Genomic DNA, 17652 nt, shown 5'->3' with positions numbered 1-17652 from the left:
CGGACAGGTCTCCTGGCTCGAGGCGGGTGCGTCCTCGCCTTCCCGGGGGCTCCTGCCCCCAGTGGCGTCTCCGAGGCCACCCGGCGGGGCCGGCGTCGAAGCGCCGGTCCGCTGCCTCTCACAGTGGCGGGGCCGCGCCGGATTCGCACCGGCTTCCGGGATGCCTCGCCCGCGTGGATGTCAGGCCGCAAGCTCAGCCGGCGGACGCACCGGGTCAATGGCACCCTTCGGGCCGGCCGGCCGGGGCGGTCGCGCCGGGAGGCGCCGCGCGCCTCCCGGTCCAGGACCCGGGCGTCAGGCGGCTCCCACGGGAGCGCCGGTCCGCGCGCCGGTGGGCGCGGGCGTCTCGGGCCGCTCCGTCAGGCTCTCCGTCACCCGCACCACGCCCTCTTCCAGCCAGACATAGCGGCCTTCCATGGCGCGCTGCGCCACCCGGTATGTGCCCGCGTCCGCGTTGCGGAAGACGTGCCGGAAGCGCTCTTCCACGCGTAGCCGCGCCAGGCGGCAGAACGCATCCGCCAGCTCCCGCGGTGACGTGTCGCTCGGGTCGTCCTGCACGCGCTTCTCGGCGTAGGCGCAGCTCGCCGCCATGGCGAAGAGCTCGGCGCCGATGTCCACCACGCGTCCCAGCACGGCCTGACGCCGCTCGAGGCCACCGCCGAAGCGCATCATGCAGTAGAAGAGGGAACGCGCAAGCCGGCGCGAGGCCCGGTCCACGTACCGCATGTGCGTGGCGTTGGACCCGAACTCCGCGTAGCGCGGCCAGCGTCCCCAGCCCATCCAGCGCGTGGGGTACCACCAGGCGTAATAGAGCCCCGCGCGCAGCGCAGCCGCGACGCGCTTGCCCATGGGTGCGCGGGCGTCGACCATGTCGCCCGCCACTTCGAGATGGTGGTCCACCGCCTCTCGCGCGATGAACAGGCGCATGATCTCGCTGGAGCCTTCGAAGATCAGGTTGATGCGCAGGTCGCGCAGCCAACGCTCCACGGGGACGGGCTCGTCTCCGCGGCGTGCCAGCGATTCCGCGGTCTCGTAGCCCCGGCCGCCGCGCACCTGGAGCGCATCGTTGACCACGTCCCAGGCGCGCTCCGAGTTCCACATCTTCGCGATGGCGGCTTCCAAGCGGATGTCGAAGGTCTTGGCGTCCGCCATGGCGGACGTGAGCGCGACGATGGCATTCATGGCGAACGTATCCGCCGCCATGCGTCCGACCTTCTGCGCGATGGCGTCGTGCTTGCCGATGGGCTGCCCCCACTGCACGCGCCGCGCGGCCCAGTCCCGCGAGATCTCCGTGCAGCCCTTGCCGGCCGCCGCGCAGAACGCGGGCAGGGCCAGGCGTCCCGTGTTGAGCGTGATGAGCGCGAGCTTGAGGCCCATGCCCTCGCCCCACAGCAGGTTCTCCTTCGGGACGCGCACGTTGGTGAAGTGGAGCACCCCGTTGGACAGCCCCTTCAGCCCCATGAAGTCGCAGGTGTGCGCGACCTCCACACCGGGCCAATCGGCTTCCACGATGAAGGCGCTGATGGGCTTGCGCTTCTTGCCCGGTGCGGCGGGTGTGCGCGCCATCACCACCATGAGCTCGGCCCGGGGGCCGTTGGTGGTCCAGAGCTTCTCGCCGTTCAGGATCCAGTGCGTGCCGTCTTCGCTGGGCACGGCTTCCGTGGACACGTTGGCGGGATCGGAGCCGACGTCCGGCTCCGTCAGCGCGAAGGCGGAGAGCGCACCCGCCGCCAGGCGCGGGAGGTATCTCTGCTTCTGCTCGTCCGTCCCGAACATCATCAGCGGCTGCGGGACACCGATGGACTGGTGCGCCGACAGGAAGGCGCCCGTGGCGCCGCAGCGGCTGGCGACGATCTCGAGCGCGCGGTTGTAGGTGGTCTGCGAGAACCCGAGGCCGCCGTATTCCTTGGGGATCTTGATGCCGAAGCAGCCGAGCTCGGCGAGACCGCGCAGGACCTCGTCCGGGACGTGGCCCTCGCGGTCGATGCGGTCCCCGTCGATGTGGTCGCGCGCGAAGGCGTGCACGCGCTCCAGGAAGGCGTCCGCGCCCTCCTCCTCGGCGCCCGCGCGGGCCATCAGCGGTTGGATGAGGCCCAGCTCCACGCGGCCGTCGAACAGGCCCCGGGCGAAGCTGGCGTGTTCCCAGTCCTTCTCGCGTGCGGCCTCGGCGACCTCGCGGGCCTCGCGCTCGCTGGCGAGCTTCTTCGGTTCGTTCATGGCTCCTCCGCTGCTCGGGACGGCACGGTCGACCGGGCGGCCGCCGCTCCGTCCTGCCGGCCGGGCACGAGGCCCGTCTCGGCGTCCTGCTAGACCCCCCGGCCGGGGGGGCGTTCCGGCCCTTCTCCTACCCCTCCAGGAAGCGGTCGATCTCGTCCGCGCGGGCCTCCCCGTCCTGTTCGCCGATCTCCATCAGCCGGTTCAGATACCCGGGCTGGAAGAGCAGGAGGCTCAACGAGTCGGGGCTGACGGTCCGGCGCGTGCCCAGGTTGCGGGTCAGGAAGCGGAAGGCGGACGGCAGCTCCGATTCGTAGTCCTTGGCCAGACGCCCCAGGTCCACGGAGGGCCGCACCAGCAGGAGCTGGACCGGGCGCAGGCCGTTGCGCTCGGCGGGCGGCACCTTCTCCAGCAGCCGGTTCATGCGTTCGAGGCGGTAGGCGTCCTGGTCCAGGAGGTCCAGGAACACGGAGTTCATCAGGACGCCCAGGACCTGCGCCGGCGGGGGGTACCCTTCGATCTGGGGCGCGCGGGCTTCCTGCCCGCTGCGGTCGTAGCGGGTGGAGATGGCGATGATACGGTCCGCCCCCAGGTGCAGGACGGGGGAGAGCGGGGCCACCAGCCGCATGCCGCCGTCCCCATACCACTCCTCGGCGATCCGGACCGCCGGGAAGAAGATGGGGATGGCGGCCGAGGCCATCACGTGCTCCACGGACAGGACGGTCTGGACCGAGATGCGGTTGGGCCGCTCCCACAGCTCGATCCCCTTGCCCTGGACGAACGTGACCGAGCGGCCGGTGGTGTAGCTGGCCGTGCTGAGCGCCACCGCCTTCAGCGCCCCCCGGGCCAGGTTGTAGGCGATGCCGGTCAGCTCGCCGTCCACCGCGTGGAGCACCTCCCCCAGGTAGCGGCGGAGCGGGTCGGTATCGAGGAGCGCCATCCCGCCCCCTTCGGTCTCCCGACCGGCGCCGAGGGCCAGGCGCATGCCCCAGCGCAGCACGTTCCGGCCGAGCGAGCCCGCGTCCACGCGGAAGACGTCATCCACGTGCAGATCCGACCAGAGGCCGGACAGCTCCTCCACGGACTGGCCGAAGGAGCCGTGGTGGGCGGCCAGGTGGGCCGCGTTGATGGCCCCGGCCGAGACCCCGGTGATGTAGGGCGTCGTCAGGTGCGGGTGCCGGCGGGCCAGGACCCGCAGGAAGCCCACCTGGTAGGCGGCTCGGGCGCCCCCACCCCCCATCATGAGGCCCAGCTCCCCTCGCGCGGTGCGAGGCGAATCGGCGGGTCCGGCGATGGCGGTGGTGGCGGTCATACGGTGGGGTCGGGGAACGGCGCGTCCGGGAGCGCGCCGCCCGAATGTGGCGTCCCAGCCGGAGGGCGTCCACCGCACTGTGACACCGCGGCGCTCGCTCCGGGGTAGCAGCCCGCCAATGCCGCTCCGGCGATTCCATCCCGAGGAGAGATCCGAATGAAAGCTCGCGCGTCCGTGTGGGGTGTCCTCCTGGCCGGATCCGCCTTGTGGGGTGTGGCGGTCGCCTGCTCCGACTCCTCGGTGGAGGTGGGCGGTGGGGAGCTGGCGATCACGCTGACCGTGACCCCCCAGTCCGTGGAGGTGGGGGACACGGTGTTCATCACCACCGAGGCGGTGGGCACCAGCCTGGCCGGGACGATCATCGACTACGGGAACGGCCGGTTGGACTCGCTGAACGCCTTCGGGGCCCAGACCCAGGACAACCGGATCCGGGACCACTTCTATTCGGCCGCGGGCACCTACACCATCCGGGCCACCGTGGTGGATCTGAGCCAGGGCACCCGTTCCGCCGAGGCGACCGTCCAGGTCTCGGATCCGTAGGCGGGCCGAGGCCGGGCCGGCTGACGTCGGTCCCGCTCCTTCGCAGCGGGTCCGCCCGGGCCGTCCCGCCCTCGGGCCACCTCCACCGCCCCCGGGCTCCCCCTACCCCGATGGGGGAGCACGACCGGAGACCAGCTCGACCCTTCAGGATCGGGGTCCCGCCCTCGTCGCGGGCCGCACCTCCACCGCCGTTTCCGCCCGCTCGCGCCATTTGACAAGCCTCAACCCCGCCCCCACTATGCCCCGGTTCAGGCACAGTAAGGCGTGAGGTGGGCGTGCGGCCGATAACCCCCGGCAGCGGCCACCTCGGCGTAGCGGGACGGTTCCTCCGACGACTCCGGAACCGTCCCCAGGCGTAGGAAGAAGGGGCCGTCCGAGCTGTCGGCGGTCAACTCTCAGGCGCAGTGGGCGGTCCCTTTCGAGGGGCCGTCCTTTCGCGTGGCCCCCTACCCGAGCCCGGCTGTGAGAGTCTTCAACGCTCGGAGGAGTACGCATGAACGTACCCATGTTCGCTTCGCAGGGGGCTCGGACCTTCGTCCGTTCCCTCGTGGCGGGCGGCCTCGCCCTGGGTCTGGTGCTGGGAGGCGCGCGCGACGCGGCTGCCCAGGCAACCGGAACCGTCACGGGGCGCGTGACCGACGCCGCCACGCAAGCGCCGATGGGGTCCACCCAGGTCTTCCTGGTCGGGACCGGCCTCGGCACCCTGACCTCCCAGAACGGGAGGTTCATCATCCTGAATGTTCCGGCCGGCACCCACACGCTGCGCGTCGAGCGCATCGGGTTCACGACCATCGACCGTCAGGTCACGGTCGGCGCCGGTCAGTCCGTCACCGAGGACTTCCAGCTCGCCACCGAGCCGCTCGGTCTCGACGAGATCGTCGTGACCGGCACCGCGGGTGCGGCGCGTCGGCGCGAGGTCGGCAACTCGATCTCGCAGGTGGACCTGTCGGACGTGAAGCAGCCCGCCCAGAACGTGGACGCGTTGCTGCAGGGCCGGATCACGGGCGCCACGATCTCCCCCAGCTCGGGTGGCATCGGCGGCGGATCGCAGATCCGCCTGCGCGGCAACGTGTCCGTGGCCATGTCCAACCAGCCGATCCTGTACGTGGACGGCGTGCGCGTGCGCAGCGACGGCTTCGCCAAGAACGTTCCGGCGTCCGGCTCTCAGCTGCGCTCCAACAACGACATCTCCAGCCCGCTCAACTCCATCGATCCCGCCGACATCGAGCGGATCGAGGTGATCAAGGGCTCGGCGGCGACGACGCTGTACGGCACCGAGGCCGCGGCTGGCGTCATCCAGATCTTCACCAAGCGCGGCCACACGGGTCAGGCCCAGTGGACGGCGCAGGTCGAGACCGGGGTGGCGCGCAACTGGGCGTTCGGGCCGGACCTGAGCAACGGCGTCCCGCAGAGTGAGGCGGGCGTGGACGGCAACGGCATGATCGAGTCCGGCGGTACGCCGGAGTTCATGTACATCGACCCGTGGCTCCGCGGGAACCTGCCGAGCTGCGACATCGCTACGCTCAAGCCCAACCAGCCCTGCGACAGCGGCCTCTTCAGTGACTGGGGCGCGCTGCAGCAGCGCTACTCGCTGTCCGTCTCCGGCGGTGGCGAGGCCTTGCGCTACTTCATGTCTGGATCGTGGGACAACGACGAGGGCGTGCTGCCGCTGGACAAGGAGAAGAAGTTCACGGTCCGCGGCAACTTTACGTTCAACCCGATCGAGAACCTGCAGCTGCAGTGGAACACGTCGTACACCAACGACGACCTGACGCAGACGCCCGCGGGCAACAACGCGCAGGGCATCACGCTCAACTCGTTCCGCCGCGATCGCAACTACGCCAACGACGACGACTTCGACGTCGTGAACACGATCGTCCGCAATGCGGACGGCTCGCCGGCGCAGAGCATCACGACCCAGATCGACCACATGATCACGGGTCTGACGGCCACCTATACGCCCCGGACGGGCTTCTCGAATCGGTTGACGGTCGGGTACGACCTGGCGCAGCAGGACAACCGCAACCTGCGGCCGTTCGGCTATCCGCAGCAGCCGGCGGGCGTGCTCAACAACGGCCGTTTCGAGTTCAGCAACCTGACATTCGACTACGTGGGCTCGCTGGACTTCCACCTGACGGAGGCCGTCCGCTCCAGCTTCTCCTGGGGCGGGCAGAGCGTGGCCACCGAGCGTCTGGAGACTCAGGCCTACGGAGAGAACTTCCCCGGTCCCGGTGAGCCGGACGTGGACGCCGCCGGTACGACGCTCGGCTTCGAGGAGCGTATCCGGGTGGTGAACGCCGGGTTCTTCGTGCAGAACCTGTTCGACATCAGCAACAAGTACTTCATCACCGCCGGTCTGCGGGTGGACGGCAACAGCGCCTTCGGTCAGGATCTGGGCCTCCAGGCCTACCCGAAGGTGTCTGCCTCCTGGGTCGTGTCCGACGAGGACTTCTGGAGCGACGACCTGGGCCAGCTCAAGCTGCGCGCCGCCTGGGGTCAGTCGGGCCGTGCGCCCGGCGCCTTCGACGCCGTCCGGACCTACGATCCGGTCGGCTGGGGCGGCAACCCGGCCTTCTTCCCGAACAACGTCGGCAACTCGGAGCTGGGCCCCGAGCGCACCACGGAGCTCGAGATGGGCTTCGACGCCTCGGTGTGGGACAGCCGTCTGTCGATCGAGTACACCTACTACAACCAGCTCACGACGGATGCGCTGTTCGACGTGCGCCAGATCCCATCGCTGGGCTTCCTGAGCTCGCAGCTCCAGAACGTGGGTGAGTTGAAGAACACCGGGCACGAGCTGGCCATCAACGCCACCGTGTTGCAGCGCGAGTCCTTCCAGTGGGACCTGGGCACGTCGGTCTTCACGAACAAGGGCGAGGTCTCCAGCCTCCCCTCGGACGTTCCGTCCTTCTCGCTCGGCAACTTCGGGTGGGTGGCGCAGGGTCAGCCGGTCCCGGTGATCCAGCCCAACTACTGCGTGACGAACCCGGACGAGATCGCCGCGCCCATCATCGAGAACCCGGTGGAGCGCTGCAGCCTCGGCCCCAACCTTCCCACGCTCACGCTGGGCGGGAACACCACGCTGTATCTGCCGGCGGGCCTGACGTTCACGGTCCGCGGCGAGTATCAGGGCGGCCACTACATCTCCAACGGTGCCGCTTCGGCAGCGCTGAGCCGCTCCGTCCGCTGGCCGGGCTGCTTCGAGGCCTATCGCCTCGAGGAGACCGGTGGCATCAACACGGTGCCGGCCAAGCTGCGCGCCATGTGCTTCGAGTCGCCGTTCCGGTCGGACTACACCATCGACAAGGCGGACTTCTTCAAGCTGCGCGAAGTCACGCTGAGCGTGCCGGTCCCGGATCGCTTCCTGTTCGGGGGTGCCCAGAGCGCCAACCTCACCCTGTCCGGCCGCAACGTCTGGCGCTGGGTGAACAGTGACTGGAACACGCTCGATCCCGAGATGGGCAACAACGACGGGTTCGACTCGGCGGTGCGCTCGCTGCTCGAGCACATCCCGGCGCCCGCCTACTACACGGCCGCTCTGCGGCTGACGTTCTGAGACGGAGACGAACGATGAACTTGACCAAGATCATTCGGATCGTCCCGGTCCTCGGCGTGGCTCTGCTGCCGCTGGCCTGCGACTTCGACGTGGTGAACCCGGGACCCGTCCAGGAGGCCTTCCTGGACGACCCGAGCTCCCAGCCGGCCCTCGTGGCCGGCGCGGGACGGGCCACGGCGCAGGCGCTGAACTACCTGGCCTACACCAGCGCTGCCATCGCCCGTGAGATCCACCCGGCCGGTTCGACCGGGAGCTTCGGGATCGACCAGCGCTGGCAGGACGGTGAGCTGCCGGACGACGTGGACAACACGCACTGGAACTGGTCGCAGCGTGCGCGCTGGTTGGCCGAGAAGGCCGTGGACGTGATCGAGGAGCAGGGCGGCGAGTCGCAGCCCGGCCTCCTGGCCCAGGCCTACCTCTGGGTGGGCTATGCGAACCGCATGAACGGCGAGCACATGTGCCAGGCCGTCATCGACGGGGCCGCGCCCACGTCCAACAACGAGTACCTCAACCGGGCGGAGGCCGCCTTCAGCCAGGCCTCCACGTTGGGGTCGGGGGCCGTGAAGGACGCGGCCATCGCGGGACGCGCCTCCGTGCGAGCCCAGCTCGGCAAGTGGGCCGAGGCGGCGGCGGATGCGGCCCAGATCTCCGATGGCTTCTCCTACATGATGCCGTACTACGACGGGTTCGGGGACGACCTGCGCAACCGGATCTACTGGGCCACGGGGAAGACGCCCTACAAGGCGCACAGCCAGTGGAACACGTGGATCGAGGGCTACGGTCTCAACCCCACCACCAACCCGAATGGCGACCCGCGGGTGGCCTACCGGGACGGCGGTGAGACGGGAGACGCGGCGGTGCAGGGCTGTCTGCCCTTCTGCCCGACCTCCCCCGGCCGGGTGCCGTGGTATCCGACCACCAAGTACACGAGCTCCGGGGACGACATCGAGCTGTCCTCCGGTCCCGAGATGCGTCTGATCGAAGCCGAGAAGATGCTGATGGACGGCGACTGGCAGGGCGCGATGGACAAGGTCAACGCGCTGCGCACCGCAGCGGGGATGTCGGCCGAGACGGCGACCAACCTGGCCGAGGCGTGGGGCTTCTTCAAGCGTGAGCACGCCATCGAGATGTGGCTGGAGGGGCGGCGTCTGCCGGCCCTGCGGCGGTGGAAGGATGCCGGGCTGACCGAGGACGACCTGCAGCCGCTCGAGAAGGTCTCGGGCAGCCGCGATCTGGGTTCGCACCTGGTCACGCGCGACTACTGCTTCCCGATCGCGCTGTCGGAGCAGCAGACCAACACCAACGTCGGGACGGGCGGCTGAGCCGCACACACCCCTGACGCTCCTTCGGGAGAAGGGCCCGGGTCGGCATGTGCCGGCCCGGGCCTCGTCGGTCATGTGAAGGCGTAACCCTCTGCCTCACATGCGATTGTGCGACGCGGGCCGGACGCCCGTTTGACAAAGCCGTCGGGCGGGGCCTACGCTGCCCCGTTCCCCTCCCCCCGGGGTCCGGGGGGATGTCCGGAGTGAAAGCCGGCGTCCTGCCATCAGGGCATCGACCGTGCTTCGGGCGCTTCCTTCGTACTTCTTGGACGAGGAGACGCCATGATCGTCCCCGTGTTCGTGCAGCGGGGGGCCCGGAATGCGTTCCGGAGCCTCCTGGCGTGCGGGCTCGCCGTGGGACTGGTGTTGGGCAGTGCGGGATCCGCAGCCGCCCAAAACACCGGAACCGTGACCGGCCGAGTGACCGACGCCGCCACCCAAGCCCCCATGGGATCCACCCAGGTGTTCCTGGTCGGGACCGGCCTGGGCACCCTCACCTCCCAGAACGGGCGGTTCATCATCCTGAACGTCCCCGCCGGCAGCCACACGCTGCGGGTGGAGCGCATCGGGTTCACCACCATCGAGCGCCAGATCACCGTCGGCGCCGGTCAGTCCGTCACCGAGGACTTCGCCCTGGTGACCGAGCCGCTCGGGCTCGATGAGATCGTCGTGACCGGCACGGCGGGTGCAGCCCGCCGTCGCGAGGTCGGGAACTCGATCTCCCAGGTGGACCTGAGTCAGGTGCAGGAACCGGTCGCCAACGTCGACGCGCTCCTCCAGGGGCGGGTGACCGGCGCCACCATCCTGCAGAGCACCGGCCAGGCGGGCGGAGGCGCGCAGATCCGCCTGCGCGGCAACGTATCCGTGGCCCAATCCAATCAGCCGATCATCTACATCGACGGCGTGCGGATGCGGAGTGACGGCTTCGCGCGCAACGTGCCGCCCACCGGCTCGTCGCTGCGGAGTGGCAACGACATCGCCAGCCCGCTCAACCTGATCGACCCCGCCGACATCGAGCGGATCGAGGTCATCAAGGGATCGGCGGCCACCACCTTGTATGGCACCGAGGCCGCTGCGGGCGTGATCCAGATCTTCACCAAGCGCGGGCACACGGGCCAGGCCCAGTGGACCGCCACGGTGGAGCAGGGCTTCGCGCGCGAGCTGCCCTTCGGGCCGGACATCACGACGCTACCGCCGAGCGAGGTGCAGGCGAGCGTGGACGGCGAGGGTACGCTCGCTTCGGGCGCGACCGCCGACTACATGTACATCAATCCCTGGCTGCGCGGGAACCTGCCGAGCTGCGATCTGGATTCACTCCAGCCCGGCCAGCCGTGCGACAGCGGTCTGTTCAGTGACTGGGGCGCCTGGCAGCAGCGTTACGCGCTGTCGGTCGCGGGTGGCGGCGAGAGCTTCCGCTACTTCATGTCGGGCTCCTGGGAGGACGACGAGAGCGTCCTGCCGCTCGACGAGGAACAGAAATTCTCCGTCCGCGGCAACTTCACGTTCAACCCGCTCGACAATCTCCAGGTGCAGTGGAACACGTCCTACACGGACGACGCCATCCAGAACACGCCGGCCGGCAACAACGCCCACGGGCTGACGCTCAACGCGTTCCGGCGCGACCGCAACTACCTGAACGACGAGTCCTTCAACGCCATCAACCCATTCGTGTTCGACGACCAGGGCAACCCGGCGTGGGCTCTCACGACGCAGATCGACCACCTGGTGACGGGCGTCACGGCCACGTATACGCCGATGACCAACTTCACCAACCGCGTCACGGTCGGATACGACATCGCGCAGCAGGAGAATCGCAATCTGCGCCCCTTCGGCCACATCCGCGCGCCGAACGGCATCATCTCCGACGGCCGCTACGAGTTCAGCAACCTCACATTCGACTACGTGGGGACGCTGAACTTCCCCCTCACCACCGACATCCGCTCCAGCTTCTCCTTCGGTGGCCAGAGCGTGACCACCGAGCGGCTGGAGACGCTGTCCTTCGGCGAGAACTTCCCCGGCCCGGGTGAGCCCACGGTCTCGTCCGCGGGGAACACCCTCGGATTCGAGAGCCGTGAGCGGGTGGTCAACGCCGGCTTCTTCGTGCAGAACCTCTTCGACATCAAGAACCGCTACTTCATCACGGCGGGTCTGCGGGTGGACGGCAACAGTGCCTTCGGGTCCGACCTGGGGCTGCAGGCCTACCCCAAGGTGTCTGCGTCCTGGGTGGTCTCGGACGAGTCCTTCTGGTCGGTGGACGGTAGCCAGTTGAAGCTGCGGGCCGCGTGGGGTCAGTCCGGTCGGGCGCCCGGCGCGTTCGACGCCGTGCGGACCTATGATCCAGTGGGCTGGTTGGGCGATCCGGCCTTCTTCCCGCGCAACGTCGGCAACGCCGAGTTGGGACCGGAGCGGACGTCCGAGTTGGAGTTCGGCTTCGACGGTTCGGTGTGGGACGGCCGCTTGTCGGTCGAGTACACGTACTACAACCAGCGAACCACGGATGCGCTCTTCGACGTCCGCCAGATCCCGTCCGAGGGCTTCGGCGGCTCCCAGCTCTTCAACGTGGGCGAGCTCGCCAACCGTGGACACGAGCTGGCGTTGAACGCCACCGTGCTGCAACGCGAGTCCTTCCAGTGGGACATCGGCGGGTCGCTGGCCACGAACGACTCCGAGGTCGCCGAGCTGCCGGACGAGGTGCCCGAGTTCTCGCTGGGCAACTTCGGGTGGGTGGTCGAGGGTGAGCCGGTTCCGGTCATCCGCTCCGACTGTGTGACGAATCCCGACCAGGTGGCCGAGCCGATCGTGGAGCGGGACTGCACCCACGGGCCCAACCTGCCCACCACGATCCTTGGTGTGAACACCACGCTGCACCTGCCCGCGGGCATCCAGCTGATCGCCCGCGGCGAGTACCAGGGTGGCCACTACATGTACGATGGGGCGGCCGCGGCGGCCCTGTCCCGCTCGGTGAAGTGGCCGGGCTGCTTCAACGCCTACAACACCATCGAGACCCAGGGCTACGACGCGCTGACGGCGATCGAGCGGGCCCGCTGCGGCGGTGCCTCCACATTCGAGTCGGACTACATGATCTATCCGGCCGACTTCTTCAAGATCCGCGAGCTGTCGTTGTCGATCCCGATCCCCGAGAACCTGCTGGTGGGCGGGATGCAGAGCGCGAACCTGACGCTCTCCGGCCGCAACATCTGGCGTTGGGTCAACGAGGACTTCATCACCTTCGAGCCGGAGATGGGCAACAACGACGGCTTCGACTCGACGGTCCGGTCCATCCTCGAGCACGTGCCTCCGCCGTCCATGTGGACTGCGGCGCTGCGTCTGACGTTCTGAGGAGGAGATCCGAGAGATGAAGCTGAACAAGAGAATCGTCTTGCCCGGGGTGCTGGCGCTGGCGCTCGCGCCTCTGGCCTGTGACTTCGATGTGACGAACCCCGGACCCGTCCAGTCCGACTTCCTGCTCGAGCCGGCGGCGCAGCCCGCCCTGGTGTCGGGCATGGGACGGGGTGTGGCCGAGGCGCTCAACTGGGTGGCGTACACGAGCGCAGCCGTGGCGCGTGAGATCCACCCGTCGGGCTCGACGGGGAGCTTTGGCATCACGGGGCTGCAGCAGAAGGGCACGCTGCGAGAGGACGAGGTCAACACGCAGTGGTTCAATGGGCAGCGGGCGCGGTTCCTCTCCGAGAGTGGCATCGCCATCATCGAGGACGAGGGCGAGTCCGAGCCGGGGCTGCTGGCTCAAGCGTATCTGTGGTCGGGATATGCGAATCGGCTGATGGGCGAGAACATGTGCCAGGCCGTCATCGACGGCGGCAGCCCGCAGCCGAGCACGGAGTTCCTCGATCGCGCCGAGGCCGCGTTTCGCCAGGCCGCGACGCTGGGGAGTGGCGACGTGCAGACGGCCGCGCAGGCGGGCCTGGCGTCCGTTCTGGCACAGCAGGGCCGCTGGTCCGAGGTGCCGAGCGTGGCGAGCCAGGTCCCCACGAGCTTCTCGTACGTGGTCGAGTACTCGAACGACTTCGGGGACGATACCCGCAACCGGCTCCAGTTCGCTTCGGCCGAGCAGCCCTACCGGGCGCACACCCAGTGGAACACCTGGGTCGAAGGCTACGGGCTGTCCGACGACAATCCGTCGGGCGATCCGCGTGTGCCCTACATGCTGACCAACAAGACCGGGGACGCGGCGGTGGAGTGCTGCGGTCAGGTCGACTGGTGGCCGCAGGACAAGTACCCGGATCCGGGAGCGGACGTAGAGCTCTCGTCGGGTGCGGAGATGCGCCTGCTGGAAGCCGAAGCCATGCTGATGGATGGCGACTGGCAGGGTGCCATGGCGATCGTGAACGATCTGCGTACCGCCGCCGGCATGCCTACCGAGACCGCAACGTCGGAAGCGGAGGCGTGGGGCTACTACAAGCGCGAGCACGCGATCGAGATGTGGCTCGAGGGGCGACGCCTCGGAGCGCTGCGTCGGTGGAACGACGCCGGTCTCACAGAGGACGACCTGCACCCGCTCGAGCAGGTGAGTGGGGACGTGGCGACCGGGTCGCACCTCGAGACGCGCGACTACTGCTTCCCGATCTCCGAGAGCGAGAGGCAGACCAACCCCAACGTGAGCTGATCGCGGGAGCGGATCGGCTCCGGACGTGAAAACGCCCGGGTCGGCTACGGCCGGCCCGGGCGCTTTCCTTCGAAGGGGCTCCCTACCAGGGGATCGGGATCCGGAAGGGGATCCGCATCTCCGATGGCGGCGGGATTCCCGGCGGACGCTCCCCGGCGCCGCCGTGGAGCTGCGAGACGAGCAGCGCCACGCCGCCTCCGAGCGCGATGCCGAGCAGCGCGCCCGTGCGGGACTGGCTGAGCTCGCGGACCTCGACCTCCAGGATGCGGTCGGGAGTGAGCTCCAGCCGCTGGCGTAGCGCGTCCCCGCCGCGCTCGACCGAGCTCACGACGGCGACATCCAGCGTCACGCCCTCGGCGCCAGCCTCGACCACCCGCCCGTCGAGCTCGCGCCGCTCACGGCCCCCGAGCACCTCGGCCAGTCGGGCGGCCTCCTGGGCCGAGACCCGGGCACGGATCTCGGTGTTGGGCCGGACCTCGGCCAGCTCCACCGGGCGGTAGGTGTAGCAGCCCGTCCCCAGCGCCGCGAGCGCGAGGGCGAGGCTTCGGACAGGGGGTGAGACCATGCCTCCTCCTTTGGAACGGAACGCGGAGATGGGTACCCCGCCCGGGCTTCCGTGATCGCTCACAGGGTGCTCTGGAAGACCCCGCGGCCGATGGACAGGATGCCGACCACGACGAGCACGAGGGCGATCGCGGTCCCCACCACATGGGGAACGAACGAGCGGGCCTCGGGCGGACGACGGCGCATCACGGACGGTGGCAGCTGGGCCACAACCGCCGCCAGCACCATCAGCAGGAAATGCAGGTAGATGCCCGGATAGAACCGTCCGCTGAAGAGCACCGCGAACCCGAGCACGATCTGAAGGTGCAGGGTGCCCGCGAAGGCCGTAGCCAGGATGCGCATGGGCTTGTCGTAGGGACGGCGGGTCACCATCCCGAACAGGGCATACACGAGGGCCAGGATCCCGAACAGCAGGGTCAGGTAGCGGATCCCGGAATGGGCGGCGAAGAACATGACGTCGTCGTCCGTGCGGTCGTCGAACGCGGAGATCCCTGGAGGGCCCGCACAGCGGTCCGGGCGCGTCGCAGCGATCTGCCGAGGGGTCGGCGGAACTTAGCAGGTCGTGCGGCGGGCGGGGTACCCCGCGCCGGCTCAGGCCGCGCGCGACAGCAGGACCCTTCGAGCGGTCGCCGGGGTCCTCAACACGGGTCCCCGCACCGCTCCTCTCCGCACCGTTCCGCCCGTGACCGACGTCGAGCTGCCTCCCGGTCTCACCGACCGGGACCGCACGCTGACCCTCGTTGCCATCCTGCTGGCCCTGTTCCTGGGCGCTCTGGACCAGACCATCGTCTCGACCGCCCTGCCGCGGATCGTGGAGGATCTGCAGGGCGTGGACCGGTATGCGTGGGTGGCCACGGCCTACCTGCTGGCCTCCACGTCCCTGGTGCCCATCTACGGCAAGCTGGCCGACACCTACAGCCGGCGCGCCATCGAGCTGGGGGCCATCGGGCTGTTCCTGACGGGCTCGGCCCTGTGCGGGCTGGCGGGCGAGTTCGGGTCGCTGCCGCTGCTCGGGGACGGCATGGACCAGCTGATCGCCTTCCGGGCCGTGCAGGGGCTGGGCGGCGCGGGCCTCTTCGCGATGGCCTTCATCGTGATCGCGGACCTCTATCCTCCGGCGCAGCGCGCCCGCTATCAGGGCTTCGTCGGCGCCGTCTTCGGGGTCGCCAGCGTGCTGGGCCCGCTCGTGGGCGGGCTGCTCACGGACCACGGCGGCGGGCTGATCCCGGGCGTCGAGGGGTGGCGCTGGGTCTTCTACGTGAACGTGCCGTTCGGCGCGCTGGCGGTGTGGTTCGTGACCACGCGCATGCCGCCGCTGCGTCCGCCCGACGCGGCCCGCACCCGCATCGACTGGGCCTCGGCCGCCTTCCTGGTGGCGGGCCTGTCCGCGGCCGTGCTGGGCCTGCAGATCGACAAGCGCCGCTTTCCCTGGCTGCCCGGCACCGTGCCGGGGGTCGACGGGTGGGCCGGCTGGGTCACCCTGGGTCTGGTGGCGCTGGGTCTGGCCGCGGTCACCGTCTTCGTGCTGCGCTCGCGCCGGGCCGCCAACCCGGTGCTGGACCTGTCCCTGTTCGGCAATGCGGTCTTCGCGCGCGCCAACGTGGCGTCCTTCCTCATGGGCGCCGTGTTCATCTGCGTCCTGATCTTCCTGCCCCTCTTCCTGGTCATGGTGGTGGGCGTGAGCGCCACGCGCGCCGGGGTGGCGCTCATCCCGCTCTCGCTGGGCCTGGTGACCGGCTCGGTGCTGTCCGGCCAGCTGGTGGCGCGCTTCGGGCACTACCGCCGTCTCCTCCTGGTCGGGATCGGCATCCTCCTGGTGGGGGTGGCGCTCCTGGCCCGCATGACCGCCGAGACGGGCTACTGGACGGTCACGGCCTACATGGTCCTGTGCGGGCTGGGGATCGGGCCGTCCCTGCCGCTCTACACCCTCGCCATCCAGAACGCCGTGGACGTCCGCCGGATCGGGCAGGCCACGAGCGCCAGCCAGTTCTTCCGGCAGATCGGCGGGACCGTGGGCTCCGCCGTGATGGGCACCGTGCTGGTGGTCACCCTGGTGTCGGCCCTCATGCGGTCGGGTGGAGCCCTCCCGGCCGAGGCGCTCGCGGGGGAGGGGTCGGGGGAGCTGCGCCTGGCCGCGAGTGGAGGGGGGGCGATCACCGACGCCATCCACGCCCGCTTCGCGCTCCTGCGGGCGCGGGTGCGCGAGGGCGAGATGGACGAAGGAGGGGCCGGAGGGAAGGAAGGCGAGGGCCTGCTCCCCGCCGCCGACCGTGAGCGCCTCATGGCGGCGCGGGCGCGTGGCGCCAGCCCCTCGGAGCTCGAGGCCATCCTGGACGCGGCGGAGCAGGAGGCCGTGCGGAGCGCCGAGGCGGCCGTGGCCGGTGCGTTCGCAGAGGCCGTGACGCGGATCTACCGGTTGCTGCTGGGTGTGATCGTGGCCGCGGCCCTGGTCACCGCGACCGTGCCCGAGCTGCCGCTCCGGCGGACGTTCCAGCCGCGGCCGCCGGTGGACTGAGAACCGAACTCGCGCGCCGGGGAGCTCGCTCAGGGCCCCCCGCTCCCGCTTCGCAGAAAGCGTTCCGCGGCCTCCCAGGCCGTCGCTGCCGCCACGGAGTCATACCGGAGCGTGCGTTCGGGCCCGAAGAGGATGTACTCGCGGGCGTCGATCCCCGGATCGAGCTCCGGCATGTCGAACCCGTGATGGGCGCCCGGGAACGTATGGGTCTGCGCGGCGTCTCCCCACCGCTCCACGAGCGGCGTGCAGGGGTCGGGCGGCGCCACGTTGTCGTCTCCGGCGAAGAGCCACAGCGTGGGGGCAGTCGGAGGTGCGCTCAGGGGCGGCAGGAGTCGTCGGCAATCGGGATACCAGAGGACCGCGCCCCGGACCTCGGCTGCGTAGGGCGACGTGCCGAGGAAATCGAGGACGGCCGTCCCGCCGCGGGACCAGCCCATCAGGAAGAGCCGGGTCGCATCCGTCCGGGGGAACCCGGCCATGCGTTCCCAGGAGAGCTCCAGGTAGCGTACGACCTCCTCGGACGAGGGGTGCTCTCCGCAGGCACGCTTGCGACCGTGCGCGCGGACGTAGTCCACCACCATGGTCGCATAGCCGAGACGGGCGAGCTCCGTGGCCACGTCCCGGTAGTGCGAGCGGCCCTCCACGATCGACGCGCCACCGCACCCCACGACCAGGAGGACGCCGGGTGCTCCGCGCTCCAGGGCGGAGGGGTCGGCGCCGACCGGCCACACCACCTCGAAACCGGCCGGCGCGGTGGCGTCGAATGTCCCGGCGGAGACACACGCGGCCATGAGGAGTGCCTGGGCGCCTAGGGCAGAGAGCGTGCGGCGACGGGCTCGGGGCATCGGATCTCCTGCGCGGCGATGGACGTACGGCAACGATGTACGTGCGTCGCCTGGCCCGCGATCGGGCAAACGGCCGATCTTGGGGCCAGGGGCGCCGATCCGGCACATGTTCGATGGACCGCTGAGCACGGGCAGAGGGGGGATCCGATGGAACGCACGA

At 69.8% G+C, this 17652-nt stretch carries 11 protein-coding genes and 1 riboswitch; of the genes, 6 read left to right on the top strand and 5 right to left on the bottom strand.

The genetic code is table 11. The features are described 5' to 3' along the window. Positions 1-7: 7 nt before the first annotated feature. Positions 8-157: riboswitch (cobalamin riboswitch) on the bottom strand. A gap of 137 nt (positions 158-294) precedes the next feature. Both R3E98_12085 and R3E98_12080 read right to left on the bottom strand, forming a co-directional pair. Next, on the bottom strand, positions 295-2217 hold the full coding sequence (locus R3E98_12085; protein MEZ4424140.1) for an acyl-CoA dehydrogenase family protein: 1923 nt from the start codon (positions 2215-2217) through the stop codon (positions 295-297). Positions 2218-2344: 127 nt separating this feature from the next. Then, positions 2345-3526, bottom strand: a complete 1182-nt coding sequence (locus R3E98_12080) for a patatin-like phospholipase family protein (GenBank protein MEZ4424139.1) — start codon at positions 3524-3526, stop codon at positions 2345-2347. A gap of 156 nt (positions 3527-3682) precedes the next feature. Between R3E98_12080 and R3E98_12075 the strand changes: the two genes are divergently transcribed. From R3E98_12075 to R3E98_12055, 5 genes are all read left to right on the top strand, one after another. Beyond that, a complete protein-coding gene (locus tag R3E98_12075; protein ID MEZ4424138.1) occupies positions 3683-4066 on the top strand; it encodes a hypothetical protein in 384 nt (127 codons plus the stop codon). A gap of 493 nt (positions 4067-4559) precedes the next feature. Continuing rightward, positions 4560-7622: a SusC/RagA family TonB-linked outer membrane protein gene (locus R3E98_12070; GenBank protein ID MEZ4424137.1), complete on the top strand. Its 3063-nt coding sequence runs from the start codon at positions 4560-4562 to the stop codon at positions 7620-7622. Between the two features lie 14 nt (positions 7623-7636). Beyond that, positions 7637-8944, top strand: a complete 1308-nt coding sequence (locus R3E98_12065) for a RagB/SusD family nutrient uptake outer membrane protein (protein ID MEZ4424136.1) — start codon at positions 7637-7639, stop codon at positions 8942-8944. A 282-nt stretch (positions 8945-9226) separates the two neighbouring features. Next, positions 9227-12283, top strand: coding sequence for a SusC/RagA family TonB-linked outer membrane protein (locus R3E98_12060; protein MEZ4424135.1), 3057 nt, complete (start codon positions 9227-9229; stop codon positions 12281-12283). 16 nt (positions 12284-12299) lie between these two features. Beyond that, positions 12300-13568 (top strand): RagB/SusD family nutrient uptake outer membrane protein, encoded by a 1269-nt coding sequence (locus R3E98_12055; protein ID MEZ4424134.1) that lies wholly within the window; start codon positions 12300-12302, stop codon positions 13566-13568. Positions 13569-13650: 82 nt separating this feature from the next. Here the strand turns inward: R3E98_12055 and R3E98_12050 are convergent, their stop codons facing one another. Together R3E98_12050 and R3E98_12045 are read right to left on the bottom strand one after the other, a co-directional pair. Further along, positions 13651-14133, bottom strand: a complete 483-nt coding sequence (locus R3E98_12050) for a hypothetical protein (GenBank protein ID MEZ4424133.1) — start codon at positions 14131-14133, stop codon at positions 13651-13653. Between the two features lie 59 nt (positions 14134-14192). Beyond that, on the bottom strand, positions 14193-14585 hold the full coding sequence (locus tag R3E98_12045) for a hypothetical protein (GenBank protein MEZ4424132.1): 393 nt from the start codon (positions 14583-14585) through the stop codon (positions 14193-14195). Positions 14586-14814: 229 nt separating this feature from the next. Between R3E98_12045 and R3E98_12040 the strand changes: the two genes are divergently transcribed. Then, positions 14815-16647, top strand: a complete 1833-nt coding sequence (locus R3E98_12040) for an MDR family MFS transporter (GenBank protein ID MEZ4424131.1) — start codon at positions 14815-14817, stop codon at positions 16645-16647. Positions 16648-16676: 29 nt separating this feature from the next. Here R3E98_12040 and R3E98_12035 read toward each other — a convergent pair whose 3' ends face one another. Continuing rightward, entirely contained in the window at positions 16677-17492 is an 816-nt protein-coding gene (locus tag R3E98_12035) for a dienelactone hydrolase family protein (protein MEZ4424130.1), read from the bottom strand. Between the last annotated feature and the right edge of the window lie 160 nt (positions 17493-17652).

The organism is Gemmatimonadota bacterium (assembly GCA_041390125.1).
Taxonomy (GTDB): domain Bacteria; phylum Gemmatimonadota; class Gemmatimonadetes; order Longimicrobiales; family Gaopeijiaceae; genus JAGQIF01.
Note: the sequence above shows the minus strand (reverse complement) of the source record. Positions and strands in the feature narration are given on the sequence as shown.